This window comes from Lentzea flava, assembly GCF_014648475.1.
GTDB lineage: Bacteria > Actinomycetota > Actinomycetes > Mycobacteriales > Pseudonocardiaceae > Lentzea > Lentzea flava.
This window is the reverse complement of the sequence record NZ_BMRE01000066.1, coordinates 1-17524: the sequence shown is the minus strand read 5'-3', so window position 1 is coordinate 17524 and position 17524 is coordinate 1. Positions and strand designations below refer to the sequence as shown.

The following is a 17524-nucleotide window of genomic DNA, read 5'->3' as shown; positions in this document are numbered from 1 at the left end:
CACAAGGTCAGCATCTCACGGTGAGACGTCCGTGAAACGCCGAGTCGCCAGGCTTCGGCGCATGGACATCACGACGTTGTGCACGGCGGTCAGAGGAACCGTGCGAACGCCGGACTCCGGGGGGAGCGCCGCGGTCGCCGAGGTGCGGGTGGCCACACCGCACGACATCTCGGCGACCATGCGGTTCGCGTCGAGGCACCGGCTCAGGGTGACGACGAGCCGCCGGCCGAACCCCGGTGACCTGGCGCTGGACCTGACCGCGTTGAAGGGGATCACGATCTCCGGCTACACCGCCGAGGTGCAGGCGGGGGCGACCTGGGCGGAGCTCGACGCGGCGACGCAGGCGCACGGCCTGGCCACGCCGGGACCGCGGTTGTCGCGCGCCACGGTGGCGGGCGCCGTGCTGGGGAGGGCACAGGGCTGGCTGACGCCGTTGCACGGGACGACCGCGGACAACCTGGTCCACGCCGAGTGCATCGCGGCGGACGGCCGTCTCGTCACCGGAGAGCCGCAAGGCGTGATCACGAGCGTCAGGCTGAAGCTGCACCCGTTGGGACACAAGGTCTACGGCGGTGTGCTGCTGTACCGGCTGGCCGACGCGCCTGCCGCACTGGGGGTGCTCGGCGAACTCGCGTCGAGGGGGCGCGAGTTCGCCGGGCTGGCCGCCTACGTCACCGCGCCGCCGGAACGGTTCGTTCCGGGCGATCTGGTCGGCCGCAGGGTGCTCGCGGTCGTGCCCGCGTTCATGGGCGACCCGGTGATCGGGGCGTCGTATGCCAGACCGTTGCGGGTCAAGGCAAGGCCTTTGGTCGATCAGGCCCGTCCACTGCCCTATGTGGAACAACAGTCGCTCTTCGATCGCTACGTGCCCCACGATCTGCGCTGCGGGACCAGCGAGGTCTCCGCGCTGACGCCGGAGCTGCTGCGCCACTTCGAGGACACGAGCACCGCATTGAGGGTCCTGGTCCCGAACCGCTCGGGCTGGACCGTGCACGAGGGAGAACAGTGAAGACCACGATCATCGCCGCGCTCGTCGTCCTGCTGGCGGGCTGCGCGGCGCAACGCCCTGCCGAACGCGGACCCGACCCCGACACCAGAACCTTCGTCAACGAACCGAAGGCCGCGTCGGCCCAGAGCCCCGTCAAGGACGGCGACACCCGCTCCGGCGACATCGCGAGCGCGGACGAGCAGGACACCTACGACATCGACCTCGGCGACGCAGAAGAGTTCGAGCTCGTCGACGTCCAGGGCGAGGTCGACTTCAAGATCGCCACGGCCGAGGAGAGCGGCGCGAACCAGAAGGGCAACGGCCTGCCCGGCCCGCACCAGTTCGGTGTCACCGCACCCGGCAGGCACAAGCTCGTCGTCTCCGGGCACGAAGGCCGGCAGGGCAAGTACGGCTTCCGCCTGGTGACGTTGAAGAAGCGCGAGTTCGCGTCGAAGGCCGGCGAGATCAAGGGCACGCTCGACGTCCCCGGCCGCGTCGACGTCCACACGTTCGAGCTGGCGAGCGTGGAGATCGAGGACGGCAAGCCGTGCGAGGACGTCCAGCTCGGCTTCTCCTCCGAGTCGGCGGAGGACGAGACGAAGACCTACACGCCGCACTACGTCTGCTGGAACCCCAAGCACGAGGGTGAGAACGGCAGGACGCAGATCGTGATCTGGTCGGAGAGCGGAAAGACCGGCGACTACTCGTTCACGGTTCGAGCACGTTGACGTAGCGGCGGGGCGTGTACAGCTCCGCCCCGGTCTCGTACGGGTAGACGACCGAGCGCAGGCGGGTGCGTTGGCCACCCGCCTGTTCGTACGCCCAGTAGTGGCCGGGTTCCTCGGCCCACGCGGCGAAGATGACGACGTGCCTGGTCTGGTTCGTGCCGTCGGCGCGGATGATCACGTCACCCGCCTTCAGATCCTCCGGCCGGATCAGGCTGCTCACGAGGACCAGGCCGCGCGTGTCCAGCCCGCCGTGCCGTTGCTCCGGTTTGCCTGGCAGGCCCCACGCCATCGACACGAACCCCGAGCAGTCGGCCCGGTAGATGCCGTGCTCGTTCTGGTGGAACTTCGTCTGGCTGTACGGAACCGAGTCGCGCAGCCACGAACAGGCCCGCTCCACGATCTCGGAGCGGCTGATCAGGCGGCCGGCGGCACGTGCGATGGTCACGCGGCCATCGTCGGACCACGACCTCTAAATCTCCTGCAAGCTCTCTATAAGGTCCGCGTCCGTGATCTCGGCTGTCACCCACGCGAGCGGATAGCTCAGCTGGATCGTGTCGGCCTCCCTGGTCAGCCGCACGCCGGGCAGCACCTTGCGGACCAGGGCGAGCATCCCTGAGTTGTCCGGGAGCACGTCGCCGTGGAGTTCGGCGACACCCATCCTGGCCGCGATCGTGGTCAGCTCCTCCAGCAGCCGCCTGCCGATGCCGCGGCGCTGCCACAGGTCGACGACGGCGACCGCGATCTCCGCGCCGCACTCGCCGGTCCTGATGACCCTGGCGATGCCGACGGGGTCGCCGCCGATGTGGGCGCACACGGCCGCGTGCCGCTCGCCGTCCACGTCGACGAGCACCCGCCGGGCGGACGCGGTCAGACGCGGCGTCGGGCTGTGAAACCGCAGGTAGCGGCTTCGAGCGGACAGTCCGGCGAACACCGCGTCGACAGCGTCCGGCGCGGTGTCGCGGTTGAGCTCGGTGACGCGCATGAGGATCGACCCCCTGAGTTCGGAATCCGAACTGTAGCTGAGTTTGGATTCCGAACTCAAGGAGTATTCTGGGACCCATGCCGTACGCGAGTTTCGCCAGCATGCCCTGCGCCCTGGGCCGTCCCGCGGCGTTGCTGGGCGAGCGCTGGACGCTGTTGCTGCTCCGCCAGATCTTCCTGGGGACCCGTCGCTTCGAGGACTTCCAGGCGGCGATGGAGATCTCGCGCAGCGTGCTGACAGACCGGCTCAACGTGCTGCTGCAGGAGGGCGTGCTCAAGCGCGTGCCCTATCAGGAAGACGGCCGCACACGGCACGAATACCGCCTCACCGAGAAGGGCCGCGACCTCTATCCGGTGATGATGGCGCTGCGCACCTGGGGCGAGAAGTGGATGACGCCCGAAGAGGAGGAGTCGTTCCACCTGCACCACCGCGACTGCGGCGGCGGTGTGCGCGCGAAGGTCGAGTGCACGGACTGCGGTGCCGAGCTGAGCGCGCGCGATGTTCAGGTGACGGCGCGTTCGTGAACTTGTACTGACAACTGCCGACGCCCTGGTGAACTTCGGATTCACTCCGTTGCTGAATACGGTTGCAGAACGCAAGTCTGCTTGTCATGACAAGAGCTGCTCTCGCGTTGCTGCTGCCCCTGCTGCTGATCACCCCGGCGGCCGTCGCGGAACCGGTGAAGACGCCGAAGGTGCTCGTGATCGGCCTCGACGGCGCTCGGTACGACAAGCTGCTGGCCGCTGACACGCCCCACGTCCACGCGCTGCTCGACCGCGGGTACGGCGCCCGCAGCGCCCTCTACGGGTCGGGCATGGCCCAGACGTCCAGCGGTCCCGGCTGGTCGACGATCCTGACGGGCGTCTGGCCGGACAAGCACAAGGTCAAGGACAACTCCTTCACGGGCAACGCCCTCGCGTCGTACCCGAGCTGGCTGGAGCGGGCCAACACCGCGAAGCCCGCGCTGTCCACGTACGCGGCGGTGGACTGGAAGCCGATCAGCGACCAGATCCTGCGCACCGGCCAGGACCGCAAGTACGTGCTGGACGGCGACACCGCCGGGTACACCGGGTCCGACGAGAAGATCACCGCCGACGCCGAGCAGCACCTCCGCACGAACGCCGCGGACGCCTCGTTCGTCTACCTCGGCCAGATCGACATCGCGGGGCACAACTACGGCGCCGACTCCTCGCAGTACGCCGCGGCGATGCGCACCAACGACGCGCAGGTCGGCCGACTGATCAGCGCCGTCGAGTCGCGGCCGGAGTACGCGGCGGAAGACTGGCTGATCATGCTCACCACCGACCACGGCCACACGGCGGCGGGCGGCCACGGCGGTGACTCGCCCGAGGAGCGGATGACGTTCGTGATCTCCACCGGCGCGGCCCGCCCGGCGGTGGCACCGAAGCTCGTCGACGTCGCGGCGACCGCGCTGCGGCACCTCGGCGTACCGGCCACTGTGGACGGTTACCCGATCGGTTCCGCGCCAGCCGACCCGTTCGACTCGGCGACGCTGAAGCCGCGCCAGGACGAAACCGGTGTGCCCACGAGCGTTCTGGGCTGGACGCACCAGGCTCCGGCGGGCTGGACGGTGACCACGGCGGCGTCGATGCCGCAGGGTGTCGCGGAGTGGCAGGGCTGGTCGTTCACCACCGACGACTTCTGGACCCGCACCGCGCCTTCCCAGCAACGTGAGGCGAACGTGCGCGCCCGTGGTGTCTTCGCGGTCGCGGACCCCGACGAGTGGGACGACAAGGGTTCGCCGTCCTCGACCGGCAAGTTCGACTCGACGCTCACCTCGCCCGCCCACGACGTGACCGGCAAGTCGAGCGTCCGCCTCGAGTACGTCTCGCACTACCGGCAGGAGGGCGCGCAACGCGGCACGGTGTCCGTGTCGTTCGACGGCGGCCCCGCACAGGTCGTCCGCACCCACGACGCGGACGGCCTCGCCCAGCAGATCTCGCTGACCGTGGCCGTCCCGCCGGGTGCCCGCACCGCCAAGGTGTCGTGGCGGCTCTTCGACGCCGGCAACAACTGGTACTGGGCGGTGGACGCCCCGCGCCTGTCGTGACCCCTAGAGGGCTGAGCGCCACCGGCCGGCGCTCAGCCCTTCCAGTTCTCCTGCCTCCCGTGCACCGACCTGGGCGAACAGGTCCTTGGCCCGCAACCACATCTCGTCGTCACCGGTGGCGGCGGCGAGATCGCGCATCGTGCGGGCCTGCCAGATCGGCAACCCCAGCGCGGTCCACTGCTTCAGCGCGTCGTCCAGGAGCACAGCGGCGTCGTCGTCCCGCCCCCGCGCCAACGCGGCCTCGCCCAGCGTCCTGGTCATCAGCGCGATGCCGAACCTGTCGCGCTGACGCGTGCAGACCTCCAGGCACTCGGTCAGGAGGTCGTCGACGCCGTCGAGTTCCCCTGCCCGCAGCAACGCCTTCGCGAGCGACTGAGCCGCGTACGTGGCACCGAGTTCGTCTCCGGCCTCACGCAGGATCCGCTCGGCCTCCCGGCTCAGCGCGACGGCCTCGCCGACCGTTCCCGCGGCCCGGTGGCACAGGCTGAGCCCGCGCAACGCCAACCCTTCACCGCGCTGGTCGTCCTGCTCCCGGTAGAGCTCCACGCAGCGTTCGAACGCCCGCGTCGCCTCGGCGAGATCACCGTGGTCGCGGTGGATCGCGCCGACGCCGTAGCTGGCCGCGGCGACAACTCCCTTGTCCCCCAACGCGATCGCCTGGTCGAGCAGTTCACGCGCCCGTTCGAACTCGGCCAGGTCGCGGTGCACCGTGCCCATGCCGACGTAGGCGACGGCCAGCGTCCCGGGCTCGTCGATCTCCGCAGCGATCTCCGCCGCCTGCCGGAAGCTCGTCAGCGCCGCCGCGAAGTCGTCCTGCTCGTACCGCAGCTGCCCGAGCCCGGCCAGCAGCACCGCCTCGGCACGCCGGTTGCCGCGTTCCCTGGCCGACCGCAGTGCCACCTCGTGGGTGCGCTGCCAGTTGCCGAACTCGTTGCGCGCCGCGAACGGCGACGACAGCAGTGACGTGATCACGGTCGTGGTCAGCTCGTCGACGCCGAGGTCGTGGGCGCGTTCGACGGCACGCACCACCGCGCCCGTCTCGGAGTGCAGCCACCCCGTCGGATCTTCCTCGACGTCGTCCCGCAGCCGCGGGTCCACGTCGATCTCGGTGTGCAACGGGGGCCTCAGCCCGAGCGTCACGCGAGGCAGCTTCTTCACACCGGTTTCCACGAGCGCGAGCCACGTCGCGAGCGTGCGGGTGACGGCCTCGGTGACTTCCTCCGCCGGTTCCCCCGCAGCCTGCTCCGCGCCGAAGAGCTGCACCAGGTCGTGGAACCGGTAGCGCACCCTGCCGATCTGGTCGACGCCCGCGACGTCCACCAGCCGCAGGTCCACGAGGTGCTCGACGACGTCTTCCGCGTCGTACGGCGAAATGTCCAGCAACGGTGCCGCGATCCAGGCGCCGAAGTCCGGCAGGTCGAGCAACGCCAGCAGGTGGAACGCCTTGCGGTGCCGCGCGTCGAGCTCGGAGTAGTTGAGCTTCAACGACGACCGGATCGCGAGGTCGCCGGTTTCCAGCTCGTCCAGCCGTCTTCGCTCGTCCGACAGCCGCTTGGCGAGCGTGTTCAACGGCCAGTGCGGCCGTGCCAGCAGCTTCGCCGCCGCCGCCCTGAGCGCGAGCGGCACACCACCGCACAGTTCCGCGATCCGTTGCGCCGCTTCGGGTTCCGACCCGATCCGCTCGGCACCGACGACCCGGCTGAGCATCTCCTCGCTGACCGCGGAGTCGAAGAACCCCAGCTCGATCGGCTCGGCGCCCTCCAGCCCGGTGAGCCTGCTGCGGCTCGTGATGATCACGAAGCAGTTCGCGTTGCCGGGCAGCAGCGGCCGGACCTGGGCCTCGCTGCGGGCGTTGTCGAGCACGATCACCAGCCGCCGATCGGAGACCGTGCGCCGGTACAGCTCGACGCGCTCGTCCGGTGCGGTGGGCTGGTCCTGGCCGGGAATGCCGAGCAGCCCGAGAAACCGCCCGAGCACCTCCTGCGGTTCGAGGTCCCGTCCCGCGCCGCGCAGATCCGCGAACAACTGGCCGTCCGGGTACGACTTCCGCAGCAGGTGGGCGGCGTGCACGGCCAGCGCGGACTTGCCGGCGCCACCGAAACCCGAGACGACCACGGTCGGCGTCGCCGTGCGGTCCTGCCCCACAGCGTCTTCCGTGAGGCTCAGAACCTGCTTCAACGCCTCCTCGCGGCCGGTGAAGTCGCTGATGTCGGGCGGCAGGTGGTGCGGAACGACCTGCTGGGCCGTCACGACCGGCGGTGGCGTCGCCACCACCAGGGTCCTGCGCGGGGCGGCCTCCAGCGTGCCGTTGAGGATCGCCTTCTGCAGGTCTCGCAGCTTCTCGCCCGGTTCGATGCCGAGCTCGTCGAGCAGGTGCTCGCGGGCGTCGCGGTAGACGTTCAGCGCGTCGGCCTGCCGACCGGCGCGGTGGAAGGCCCGCATGAGCAGCTCGCGCGTGTCCTCGCGCGCTGGGTGCGCGTTGGCCAGTGCCGTCAACCGTGCGATGGCGTCCTCGACCCGGTTCTGCGCGAGCTCGCAACGGCCGAGCCCCTCCTCGGCGCTGAGCCTCGACTCCTCCAGCGCCAGCGCGTGCCCGCGGGCGAACTGCGCGTCGACGCCGTGCAGCGCCGGACCACGCCACAGCGCGAGCCCGTGCTGGTAGTGCGTGATCGCGGTGGCCGGGTCGTCGGCCCGTTCCGCCTGCCGTGCCGTGGTCAAGTGCTTGTTGAACTGCTCCACGTCGCTGTCGACGTCCAGCAGATATCCCGGCGCCCTGGTGACGAGCGCCTTGCCGACCGCGCGCCGCAGGGCGGACACGTACGTGTGGACCAGCGCACCCGCTGTCTGCGGCGGTGATTCGTCCCAGATGAGGTCGATCAACCGCTCCACCGGCACCACCTGCCGCGGCTGCAGCAGCAAGGCGGCCAGCAACGTTCTCGGCTTCGGCCCGCCGAGACCCACCTGTCTGTCGCCGACCCATACCTCGATCGGCCCTAGTACGAGCGCTCGCACGCTCAACCCCCATCCCCCAGAACTCCCCAACCCGCTACGAGAATGCCTCATCCGCGCTTGTTGCGACACGTTTCAGCGTCCGGATCACCGGTGCGGACTCCGATTCCCGCACACCCTCCAGACCTCCGACGCACTCGGTGAGGTACCGGTAGAGATCTCCGCTGCTGCGGCACGTGACGCTGGCGACCAGGTTCGACGGTCCCGTGGTGGCGGCCGCGAAGTACACCTCGGGGTGCGTGGCGAGCGCCGCCCCCGCCTCGGCCAGATGCCGGGGTTCCACGCGCATCCACAGCCTGGCCTGGGTGGGGAAGCCGAACCGTGCTGGGTCAGCGTCCAGCTGCAGCTCCAGCACTCCGGTTCGCCTGAGGTGGTCGACCCGGCGGCGGGCGGTCGACTCGGACGTCCTGGCCTTCGCGGCCAGTTCGGCGTACCCGGCGCGACCGTCGGCCTCCAGGATCTTGAGCAGTGCTTCGTCGAGGGGCGTGAGTCCGGCCGGCGGTTCCGGTGCGAGTTCCGGTTGCAGGGCAGCGACTTCGTCGTCGGTGAGGCAGGCGAGGCCGCGCCACGTGCCGGGCGAGACGAAGCCGCGCAGGACGTTGTGCGCGCTCACGTCGACCAGGCGCCGGGGAAGGCGGTCGAGCAGCAGCTCGTCCGGGCTCTGCACCTGTTGCAGGCAGGAGATCTCGGTGCCGCCGGACATCAGGTGCACCCAGAAGGTGTCGTCGCGCCGGGCGAGCGCGCGGGCGAGGGCGGGCCCGGCGTCCGGGACGCAGCGAAGCCGGAGTGTCCAGGCGTGGTGGCCGAGGCGGAACCGGTTGAGCGCGCCCCTCACCCTGATGCCCTGCTCCTTGAGCCGGTGGTAGCGGCGAGCGGCGGTGTGTTCGGAGATCTTCAGGACGTCGGCGATCTTCGCGAACGGGGCGCGGCCGTCGATCTGCAACGCGTGAGCGAGCCTTCGGTCGATGGATTCCACCACGCCGAGGCTAGTTTGTGATGGATTCCGTCGCATGTTTGCTCGTAGCCGACAGATCGACGCTCTGCTCGCAAAGCTCGTCGCATGGTTGATTTCGAAGGGTTCTACCGGGGCGGCGAGCTGGTCGAGGGGGTGCCGCACGCCGGCGTGCCGTGGGACATCGGCGGGCCGCAGCCGGTCGTCGTGGCGTGGGAGCGGGCCGGCCGGTTTCGCGGGCACGTCCTGGACGCGGGGTGCGGAACGGGTGACAACGCGCTTTTCCTGGCAGGGCGCGGATTCCGGGTCACGGCTGTGGACATCGCGCCGACCGCGATCGAGATTGCGCGCACGCGTGGTGACGGCGTCGAGTGGATCGTCGGTGATGCCGCGGCGTTCACGGGTCAGTTCGACACGGTGTTGGCGAGCGCGTTGTTCCACTGCCTGCCACCGGATCAGCGGCCGGGGCTCGTGGCGGCGTTGCGGAAGGCGGCCGTGGACGGCGCGTTGCTGAACCTGACGTCGCTCGCGGTCGAGGGCACCCCGTTCGACGTGAGCGAGCCGGAGCTGCGGACCGCGCTCGAGGACGCAGGCTGGGAGATCACCCGGTTCGCGCGGGACGTCATCGCGGTGGCCGGCGTCGACGGCGTGCCCGAGCTGCCGGTCTGGGTCGTGGAAGCTACCGCAGCGAGTCGAGGTGCCTGCGCAGCAACGACACCGTGAGATCGGGGGTCACCCGGTCGGGGTGCAGCACGCCGTCCACGGTGAGGCCGTTCAGCAGCGACGCCAGCCGTTCGGACTCCAGCTCGACGTCGAGGCCGGACGCGACGGTGCCGGAGGCGGCCATCACGGTCAGCGCGCGGTGGCAGAGCCGGCGCAGGCCGTCGTAGAGCCGCTCGGCGTGCGGCCGCAGTGACGGACGGGTCCTGGCTGCGGTCGCGAAGGCCAGCCACAGCACGGCTTCGTCGCGCCGGCGTTCGTCGAGCGGCAGCACCTCCGCCAGCACGCGCTCGGCAGGGCGGCGCAGGTCCGTGCGGTCCGCGAGCGACCCGACGTGGTCCATGACGCGCTGGTCGATCGACTGGATGAGGGCCTCGACGGCAAAGATGATCATGTCGTCGTGACTGTCGAAGTAGTGCCGGATGGAGCCGATGGCGAGGCCCGCCTCCTCCGCCACGTTGCGCAGCGAGGCCTGTTCGACGCCGTCCCGCACGACCACGCGGAACACCGCCTCGGCGACGGCCTGGCGGCGGGCGACGGGATCAACGACTCGCGGTGACACCTCCCTTTTGTAGCATGGCCCTGCTAGTTTAAGTAGCAAGGTCATGCTACTAAGGGGGATGGAATGACATATGCGCTGATAGCGGCCGGTGTGCTGTACGTGCTCGTGCGCCGGTTCATGGGGGAGCCGCTCAACGCCAGGGACCTGTTGGCGCCGCCCGCGTTCCTGCTGTTCTTCGGCATCCGCGCGGTGGAGGAGTTCCACCTGATCTACGTGCTCCCGCTCGCGGCCGGCTTCGCGTTCGGCGCGCTCCGGGGCATGACGATCAAGCTGTTCGAACGCGACGGTCACCTGTGGCAGCGCTACACGCCGTGGACGTTGCTGGTGTGGGTGACGTCGCTCGGCGCGAGCGCCGGGCTGGGCCTGCTCATCGGCGGGCACGCCCCGACGCAGCTGTCGATCGGCGTGAGCATGCTCGGCGAGCTGTGCACGATCGGCGCGAAGGCGCTCAACACCGGAATTCCGTTCGCGCGCGACGAAAAGCTGCGGGGCAAGGCGCAGGAGCGGTTCCATGGGAGGCATGGATCGTCGTGACTTCCTCGTGGGCGCCGGGCTTCTCGCCGTCACGCCGACCGCCGCGTCGGCCGCGCAGGGCGTCGACTGGGGCGCGGTGCGCCGCGAGTTCCGGCTCGACCCCGCGCTGACCAACCTGGGGCTGTTCTACCTGGCGTCGAACCCGCGCGAGGTGCGGACCGCCGTCGACGACTTCAAGCGGAAACTCGACGCCAACTCGCACGACCTGATGCCCGAGCAGGCGCAGGAGGTCGCCGCCGCGCTCGGGCAGTACGTCGGCGGCGCTGCGGGCGACATCGCGTTCGTCCCCAACACGACGACCGGGCTCTCGATCGTCTACGGCGGCCTGAAACTCCGGCAGGACCAGGAGTTGCTGCTCAGCGACCAGGACCACTCGTGGCACCAGCAGGCCGCGCGGCTCGCGGCGACGCGGGCCGGTGCCGAGGTGCGGATCGGCACGCTCTACGAGAGCTCGGCCCGCGTCACCGAGGACGAGGTCGCCACCCGGCTGCGGAACTCGATCACGCCGCGGACCCGTGCCGTCGGCATCACGTGGGTGCAGTCGAGCACGGGAGTGAAGATGCCGGTTCGGGCGTGCGCACAGGTCGTCGCCGAGGCCAACAAGGGCCGCAAACAGGAAGACCGCTGCCTCCTCGTCGTCGACGGCGTGCACGGGCTGGCGGCCGTCGACGACGACGCAGCCCGTCTCGGCGCCGACGTTTTCGTTGCAGGAACGCACAAGTGGCTGTTCGGGCCGCGCGGCACCGGCATGGTGTGGGTCAATCCGCAGGTGAGCGACCAGATCGTGCCGTTGCTGCCGAGCCTGACCAACCGCAGCGACACGGCGGCGCTCGGTCCCGGCGGCTTCCACGCGTTCGAGCACTTCTACGCGGTGAAGGCAGCAGTGCAGTTCCACCAACGGCTCGGCCGCACCCGCGTGGCGGCCCGGATCACCGAGCTGGCAACGAGGTTCTCCGACGGCCTGGCCGAAATCCCCGGCGTCGTCATCCACACGCCGCGCGATCCCAGGATGTCCGCCGGCATGGTGTGCTTCGACGTCAACGGCAAGACCGGCAACGAAGTCGTGGCTTTGCTGGCACAGAAGCAGATCCAGATCACCACCGCCGCCTACCGCATCCCGTACGCACGGATCGGCACGGCGATCCTCAACACACCGGAGGAGATCGACCGCACGCTGAAGGAGATCCGCGCGCTCTAGAAGTGCGGCAGCACAGCGGTTCCCGGCGGCGCCAGTTCCACGCTGGTCGTCTCCACCTCCGGCTGGTTCATGGCCTCGTGCGCGGCCCACCCACCGCCGAGGACGAGAACCAACAGCCCCACAGCGATGAACGGCGTGGTCGGAATCCGCCGCTTCGGCTCGGCTTCCTCCCGCGGCGCAGGCACCCACACCTCCGGTTCGCCGACCGGTTCTGGCTCCAGCTGCCGTGCCTCGAGAAACGCCCCCGTCGCGGACGCGCCGTCGGGAGCCAGCAGGACCGGAATCCGCAGCCGTTCCGAGATCTCCTTGACCACCAACGGAATCCGCGACGACCCGCCGACGAGCAGGATGACGTCGGGCACGCACAACCCGGCGCTCCTGACAACCCGGTCGAGAGCCTCGACGGCCAGCTCGACGGACGGCCGGATGATCGCCTCGAACTCCAACCGGCTGAGCCTGACCTCGCGCACCTCGTCCGACACGACCGGAATCCGCACCTCAGGACAACTCCCGAGCAGCTCCTTCGCCTCGACACAGCTCTGCACGAGCGCGGGGCTGCGCGCCCCGAGCTTCGCGACGACGTGCTCCACGACCAGGTCGTCGAGGTCGAACCCGCCGATGTCGACCCGCTCCGGCCGCCCGGCCAAGAGGAACACACCCTGCTTGCGCAGCAACGTGATGTCCGCGCCGGTGGCACCGAAGTCGAACACCGCGACCGTGCTGTGCTCGGGCATCCGCACGTCGGCGTCGAACGCGATCGCCGCGGCGTGCGGCGCGGGCACGAACAACACGTCGGCCCGCCCCGCGTCGATCAGGTCCTGCCGCAGTTGTTCGAGGTACTCGTGCGGCCAGCTGACCGAGTGCGTCATCGCCACCCGGCTCGGCGGCTCCCCGTGCAGGGCAGCGAGGTCGTCGAGAAGCTGCGCGATCTCCGCGGCCGGCGCGTCCCGGCAACGGCGTCTGGTGGTCGTGACGCCCCACTCGGTGGCGATCTTGGTGCCTGCGGATCCGAGATCGAGCCCAACCTGGTACGACATGTGCGGGTCACCCCTTAGGCGCGGACACCCACAACACGTACGTCTCAGTTGGCCCGGTTCACCCCCGCGATCCGCTGCAGGCGTTCCGCGGCAACCTTTGCGCCATCCGTCCGCACCTGCGTGCCCACCTCGGCGGCTTCCTCGTGCAACTGGAGAGCTTTGGCGAGGACCTCGGTCGTCACGGCGGCCGCCGAGCGTCCGATGTTCAGCCGCTCGACCTGGCTGCCCCAGTAGTACTGGTCGTACATGTGCGGCAGCACAACCTGCGGCGTGCCGGCCGCCGCGGCCGTCGTGGTGGTGCCCGCGCCACCGTGGTGCACGACCACGGCGACGCGGCGGAACAGCGCCTGCTGGTTCACCTCGCCGATCGCGATGCAGTCCGGGGCGTCGTCGGCGAGCCGCAACCCGGCCCAGCCCTGCTGCAGGACCACCCGCCTGCCCAGTTCACGCGCGGCCGCGATCGCGTGGTGCGCCGCGTCCTGCGCACCGCGCATGCTGCCCAAGCCGAAGTAGATCGGCGGTTCCCCACCGGCCAGGAACGCGTCGAGCTCCGGCGCGAGCGGGCGTTGGTCGTCGATCAGCCAGGCACCGGTCTGCACGAGCTCACCGGGGCCCGGCCACGGGCCGAGCACCGGGTCCGCGGCGAGCCACGGGGCGTCACCGAAGATGTGGTCGCGGACGTCGTCGACCGGGTCCAGGCCAAGCTTGGCGCGCTCGGCGTTGAGGACCTCGCGCGAGGCCGCGAACAGCTGACGGTGCTGCTCCCACTGCGCGAGGTTTTCCTCCGGTGTTCCGTTCACCGGAACGCGGCCCAACATCGCAGGCGGCGCGTGGTGCGGCGACGGCAACGTGTTGGCGCAGAAGCTCGCGTACACGTAGCGCGCGCCGACGCTTTCCGCCACCGACCGCGTGGCGTGCTGCAACGCACCGCCCGCCACCAGCACGTCCGCCCCCTGCGCCGCCTGGCTCACCACCCGGAACTGCTCCCGCACGGACTCCTCGGCGAGCCTGCCGAGGTCCTCGGGCTTCGGCTGCACGGCGGTGACGGTGCGCAGGACGGGCCCGACCGGCGTGAAGCCGATTCCGTTGCCGGTCACGAGGTCCTCGAAGTCCGGCGGCGCGACGACCCGCACGTCGTTGCCCAGCTCCTTCAGCTGCACAGCCAGTGCGGTGACCGGCTGCGCCTCTCCCCGCGAACCGATCGTGGACAGCAGAAGCCGCATGTGAAATCCCCTCAATCCCCTGGTCAGGCCACGAATTGTGCGGCTGACCCCAGGTCTTGCGGCAAGTCCCCCGGTGCGTTATACGTTCCAATGGGGACATTCCACGGCGGCGGTTTCGCAGTGCCGCGACAGGCGTGCCACGACGGCCGAACGCGACCCGCCGTTACGACCACCCGCACCCCGGCGACCTGGTCCACCAAGCGGCATTGTCCTTGGCAGCACGGCAAAGCTGAACGCGGTCACCGCCCTCGACGGCCTCCATCAGCCGCGTTCAGCCATCGACCTCGACACAGGCCCTAGTGCGCTGCATCGTCCCACGAGCGGCCCACACCCACCGAGACCTCCAGCGGCACCCGGAGCGGGTAGGCGTTGCCCATCTGGTCGCGGACCAGGGCCTCCACCGCCTCGCGCTCGCCCTCGGCGATCTCCAGCACCAGTTCGTCGTGCACCTGCAGGAGCATGCGCGACCGCAGGCCGGACTCCTGCAGCGCGCGGAACACGCCCAGCATGGCCACCTTGATGATGTCGGCGGCGCTGCCCTGGATCGGGGCGTTGAGGGCCATGCGCTCGGCCATCTCGCGGCGCTGGCGGTTGTCGGACGTCAGGTCCGGCAGGTAGCGGCGGCGGCCGAGGACGGTCTCGGTGTAGCCGTCCTTGCGGGCCTTCTCGACGATCTCGTTGAGGTAGTCGCGCACGCCGCCGAACCGGGAGAAGTAGGCCTCCATCTGCTCGCGGGCCTCTTCGGTCGGGATGCGCAGCTGCTGCGAGAGACCGAAGACGCTCAGGCCATACGCGAGGCCGTAGGACATCGCCTTGATGCGGCGGCGCATCTCGCCCGTCACCTCGGAGGTGGGGATCGAGAACGCCTGGGACGCCACGTAGGTGTGCAGGTCCTCGCCGCTGTTGAACGCCGCGATCAGGCCCTCGTCGCCGGACAGCGTGGCCATGATGCGCATCTCGATCTGGCTGTAGTCCGCGGTCATCAGCTCCGCGTAGCCGTCGCCGACGACGAAGGCCTGGCGGATGCGGCGGCCCTCGTCGGTGCGGATCGGGATGTTCTGCAGGTTCGGGTCGGTCGACGACAGCCGGCCCGTGGCGGCGATGGTCTGGTGGAACGTCGTGTGGATGCGGCCGTCGTCGGCGACCGACTTGAGCAGACCGTCCACAGTGGACTTCAGCCGCGTGACGTCGCGGTGGGACAACAGGTGCTGCAGGAACGGGTGCTCGGTCTGCTCGAAGAGGTTCTGCAGCGCGTCGGCGTCGGTCGTGTAGCCCGTCTTGGTCTTCTTCGTCTTCGGCATGTTCAGCTCGTCGAAGAGAACCGTCTGCAGCTGCTTCGGGCTGCCGAGGTTGATCTCCTTGCCGATCACCGAGTACGCGTCCTGCGCCGCCTGCTTCACGCCCGCCGCGAAGTGCGCCTCCAGCGACGACAGGTGCTCGACGTCGATCGCGATGCCGACGGCCTCGACCTCGTCGAGCACGTTCATCAGCGGCAGTTCGAGATCGGCCAGCAGACGGGCGCCGCCGATCGTCGCGAGCTCGGCGTCGAGGCGGTCGGCGAGCTCGGCCACGGCACGCGCGCGCAGGATCGTGCCGGTGGCGATCTTCTGCGCCTCCTCGGACTCGTCGGTCAGCAGCGACAGCTGGCCGTCGCCCGACTCCTCCGCGCGCAGCTCGCGCTTCAGGTAGCGCAGCGCCAGGTCGTCGAGGGCGAACGAGCGCTGACCGGGACGGACCAGGTACGCGGCCAGCGCCGTGTCCGAGGTCAGGCCGCGCAGCTTCCAGCCGCGGGCGCGCACCTGGCGCAACGGCAGCTTCAGGTCGTGGCCAGCCTTGGCGACGCTCTCGTCCGCGAGCCACGCGGCGAGCGCGTTCTCGTCGGCGGAGTTCAGCTGCGTGACGTCGACGTAGCCGCCCTCACCCGAAGCGGTGCACAGCGCGACGCCCTCGATGTCGTTTCCCACGACGCGCAACGCGAGGCCGACGCGGCTCTTGCGGGCGTGCTGGTCGAGCCACGTGGCGAGCGTGCCGGCCGGGATCGCGCCGCCGGAGATCTCGAAGCCCTCCTCTGCCTCGGGCTCCGCGGTCGTGAGAGTCTGGAAGAGACGGTCGCGCAGGACGCGGAACTCCAGCTCGTCGAACAGCCGGTGCACGGCGTCGCGGTCCCACGGCCGCACCGCGAGACCCTCCACCTGGTACGGCAGCTCCAGGTCCTTCACCAGCTCGGTCAGCTGGCGGTTCATGATGATGTTCGCCAGGTTGCCGCGCAGCGCCTCGCCGACCTTGCCCGGCACCTCGTCGATGCGGTCGACCAGCTCGTTCAGCCCGCCGAACTGGTTGAGCAGCTTGATGATCGTCTTCGGGCCCACGCCCGGCGTGTTCGGCAGGTTGTCCGACGAGTCGCCGCGCACCGCCGCGTAGTCGGCGTACTGGTCGGGCCGCACGCCGTGCTTCTCCTCGACGTAGGCAGGGGTGAACCGGCCCATCTCGGACACGCCCTTGACCGGGTACAGCACCGTCACCTTGTCGTTGACCAGCTGGAACGCGTCCCGGTCTCCGGTGACGATCTCGACCTCGAAGCCCTGCTCCACCGCCTGCGTGGTCAGCGTGGCGATGATGTCGTCGGCCTCGTAGCCCTCCTTCTCCATCTTGCAGATCTGGAGCGCGTCGAGGACCTCGCCGATCAGCGAGACCTGGCTGCGGAACTCGTCCGGCGTCTTGGAGCGACCGGCCTTGTACTCCGGGTACTGCTCGGAGCGGAACGTCTTGCGCGAGACGTCGAACGCCACCGCGACGTGCGTGGGCTTCTCGTCCCGCAGGATGTTGATGAGCATGGACGTGAAGCCGTACACGGCGTTCGTGACCTGCCCCGTCGCCGTCTGGAAGTTCTCGGCGGGCAGGGCGTAGAACGCTCGGTAGGCCATCGAGTGACCGTCGATGAGCAGGAGCCGCTTCACGTCTGAGGGAGTCACGAGCCCGAGTCTAGGGTGGGGGTCTGACACTTTCGCTTGACCCCTTGGAGCACGTGTGACCGCCGACCTGCCCGTGGAGTTCGCCGACGAACAGCTGCACGTCCGCATGGGCATCGAAATCACCCGATGGGATGTCCAGGAGATGATCGGCACCATGCCGGTCAAGGGCAACCGGCAGCCGTTCGGCCTGCTGCACGGCGGTGCGAACGCCGTGCTCGCCGAGCAGCTGGGTTCCCTCGCGTCCGCGATGCACGCCGCGCAGTTCGGCTCCATCGCAGTCGGACTCGAGCTGTCCTGCACCCACCACCGGGCCGCGCGCGACGGCATCGTCACGGGCGTCGCCCGCCCCATCCACCTCGGCCGCAGCACGACGACGTACGAGATCGTCGTGACGGACGAGGAGGGCAAGCGCACCTGCACCGCCCGCCTCACGTGCCTCCTGCGTCCCAAGCCCCCAGGCGCCTGAAACGATGAAGGGCTCCTTCATCCACTGAACCGCTCCCCGGAAGTTGGACTGGTAATCCAGTTCCGGCTCTCGGGGAGTGGTT

The 17524-nt window shown here is 69.8% G+C and carries 16 protein-coding genes; 8 read left to right on the top strand and 8 right to left on the bottom strand.

All coding sequences use genetic code 11. From position 1 onward, the window contains the following. The first annotated feature begins 61 nt into the window (after positions 1 to 61). Both IEZ09_RS40525 and IEZ09_RS40520 read left to right on the top strand, forming a co-directional pair. The gene (locus IEZ09_RS40525; protein WP_189259159.1) at positions 62 to 1009 is read left to right on the top strand and encodes an FAD-binding oxidoreductase; all 948 of its coding nucleotides are present in this window, start codon (positions 62 to 64) and stop codon (positions 1007 to 1009) included. Further along, positions 1006 to 1716, top strand: coding sequence for a hypothetical protein (locus tag IEZ09_RS40520; RefSeq protein WP_189259158.1), 711 nt, complete (start codon positions 1006 to 1008; stop codon positions 1714 to 1716). Before IEZ09_RS40525 ends, IEZ09_RS40520 begins: the two co-directional genes overlap by 4 nt. On the opposite strand, the gene IEZ09_RS40515 is transcribed toward IEZ09_RS40520, so the two are convergent. Continuing rightward, positions 1697 to 2161, bottom strand: a complete 465-nt coding sequence (locus tag IEZ09_RS40515) for an NlpC/P60 family protein (RefSeq protein WP_189259157.1) — start codon at positions 2159 to 2161, stop codon at positions 1697 to 1699. The genes IEZ09_RS40520 and IEZ09_RS40515 overlap by 20 nt on opposite strands. 24 nt (positions 2162 to 2185) lie before the next feature. Continuing rightward, on the bottom strand, positions 2186 to 2698 hold the full coding sequence (locus tag IEZ09_RS40510; protein WP_189259156.1) for a GNAT family N-acetyltransferase: 513 nt from the start codon (positions 2696 to 2698) through the stop codon (positions 2186 to 2188). Positions 2699 to 2775: 77 nt separating this feature from the next. Here IEZ09_RS40510 and IEZ09_RS40505 point away from each other — a divergent pair, with 77 nt between their 5' ends. Both IEZ09_RS40505 and IEZ09_RS40500 read left to right on the top strand, forming a co-directional pair. After that, positions 2776 to 3222, top strand: coding sequence for a winged helix-turn-helix transcriptional regulator (locus tag IEZ09_RS40505; protein WP_189259155.1), 447 nt, complete (start codon positions 2776 to 2778; stop codon positions 3220 to 3222). Between the two features lie 86 nt (positions 3223 to 3308). Continuing rightward, on the top strand, positions 3309 to 4769 hold the full coding sequence (locus IEZ09_RS40500) for an alkaline phosphatase family protein (protein WP_189259154.1): 1461 nt from the start codon (positions 3309 to 3311) through the stop codon (positions 4767 to 4769). Between the two features lie 3 nt (positions 4770 to 4772). On the opposite strand, the gene IEZ09_RS40495 is transcribed toward IEZ09_RS40500, so the two are convergent. Together IEZ09_RS40495 and IEZ09_RS40490 are read right to left on the bottom strand one after the other, a co-directional pair. Then, positions 4773 to 7781: an AfsR/SARP family transcriptional regulator gene (locus IEZ09_RS40495; RefSeq protein WP_229813392.1), complete on the bottom strand. Its 3009-nt coding sequence runs from the start codon at positions 7779 to 7781 to the stop codon at positions 4773 to 4775. A gap of 34 nt (positions 7782 to 7815) precedes the next feature. After that, positions 7816 to 8754, bottom strand: a complete 939-nt coding sequence (locus tag IEZ09_RS40490; protein WP_229813389.1) for an Lrp/AsnC family transcriptional regulator — start codon at positions 8752 to 8754, stop codon at positions 7816 to 7818. A gap of 84 nt (positions 8755 to 8838) precedes the next feature. Between IEZ09_RS40490 and IEZ09_RS40485 the strand changes: the two genes are divergently transcribed. Continuing rightward, positions 8839 to 9453, top strand: a complete 615-nt coding sequence (locus tag IEZ09_RS40485; RefSeq protein WP_189259151.1) for a class I SAM-dependent methyltransferase — start codon at positions 8839 to 8841, stop codon at positions 9451 to 9453. Here IEZ09_RS40485 and IEZ09_RS40480 read toward each other — a convergent pair. Continuing rightward, entirely contained in the window at positions 9410 to 10012 is a 603-nt protein-coding gene (locus IEZ09_RS40480; RefSeq protein ID WP_229813388.1) for a TetR/AcrR family transcriptional regulator, read from the bottom strand. The genes IEZ09_RS40485 and IEZ09_RS40480 overlap by 44 nt on opposite strands. A 63-nt stretch (positions 10013 to 10075) precedes the next feature. Between IEZ09_RS40480 and IEZ09_RS40475 the strand changes: the two genes are divergently transcribed. After that, entirely contained in the window at positions 10076 to 10546 is a 471-nt protein-coding gene (locus IEZ09_RS40475; protein WP_189259149.1) for a DUF1453 domain-containing protein, read from the top strand. Further along, positions 10533 to 11744, top strand: coding sequence for an aminotransferase class V-fold PLP-dependent enzyme (locus IEZ09_RS40470; protein ID WP_189259148.1), 1212 nt, complete (start codon positions 10533 to 10535; stop codon positions 11742 to 11744). Before IEZ09_RS40475 ends, IEZ09_RS40470 begins: the two co-directional genes overlap by 14 nt. On the opposite strand, the gene IEZ09_RS40465 is transcribed toward IEZ09_RS40470, so the two are convergent. The 3 genes from IEZ09_RS40465 to polA form a co-directional block, all read right to left on the bottom strand. Continuing rightward, positions 11741 to 12781 (bottom strand): Hsp70 family protein, encoded by a 1041-nt coding sequence (locus IEZ09_RS40465; protein ID WP_189259147.1) that lies wholly within the window; start codon positions 12779 to 12781, stop codon positions 11741 to 11743. The two genes, IEZ09_RS40470 and IEZ09_RS40465, sit on opposite strands and share 4 nt — an antisense overlap. 44 nt (positions 12782 to 12825) lie before the next feature. After that, positions 12826 to 14004 (bottom strand): glycosyltransferase, encoded by a 1179-nt coding sequence (locus IEZ09_RS40460; RefSeq protein ID WP_189259146.1) that lies wholly within the window; start codon positions 14002 to 14004, stop codon positions 12826 to 12828. Between the two features lie 296 nt (positions 14005 to 14300). Beyond that, complete coding sequence (polA, locus tag IEZ09_RS40455) at positions 14301 to 17084, bottom strand: DNA polymerase I (RefSeq protein ID WP_189259182.1); 2784 nt, start codon at positions 17082 to 17084, stop codon at positions 14301 to 14303. Between polA and IEZ09_RS40450 the strand changes: the two genes are divergently transcribed. After that, entirely contained in the window at positions 17083 to 17442 is a 360-nt protein-coding gene (locus tag IEZ09_RS40450) for a hotdog fold thioesterase (RefSeq protein WP_189259181.1), read from the top strand. The two genes, polA and IEZ09_RS40450, sit on opposite strands and share 2 nt — an antisense overlap. Positions 17443 to 17524 lie beyond the last annotated feature (82 nt).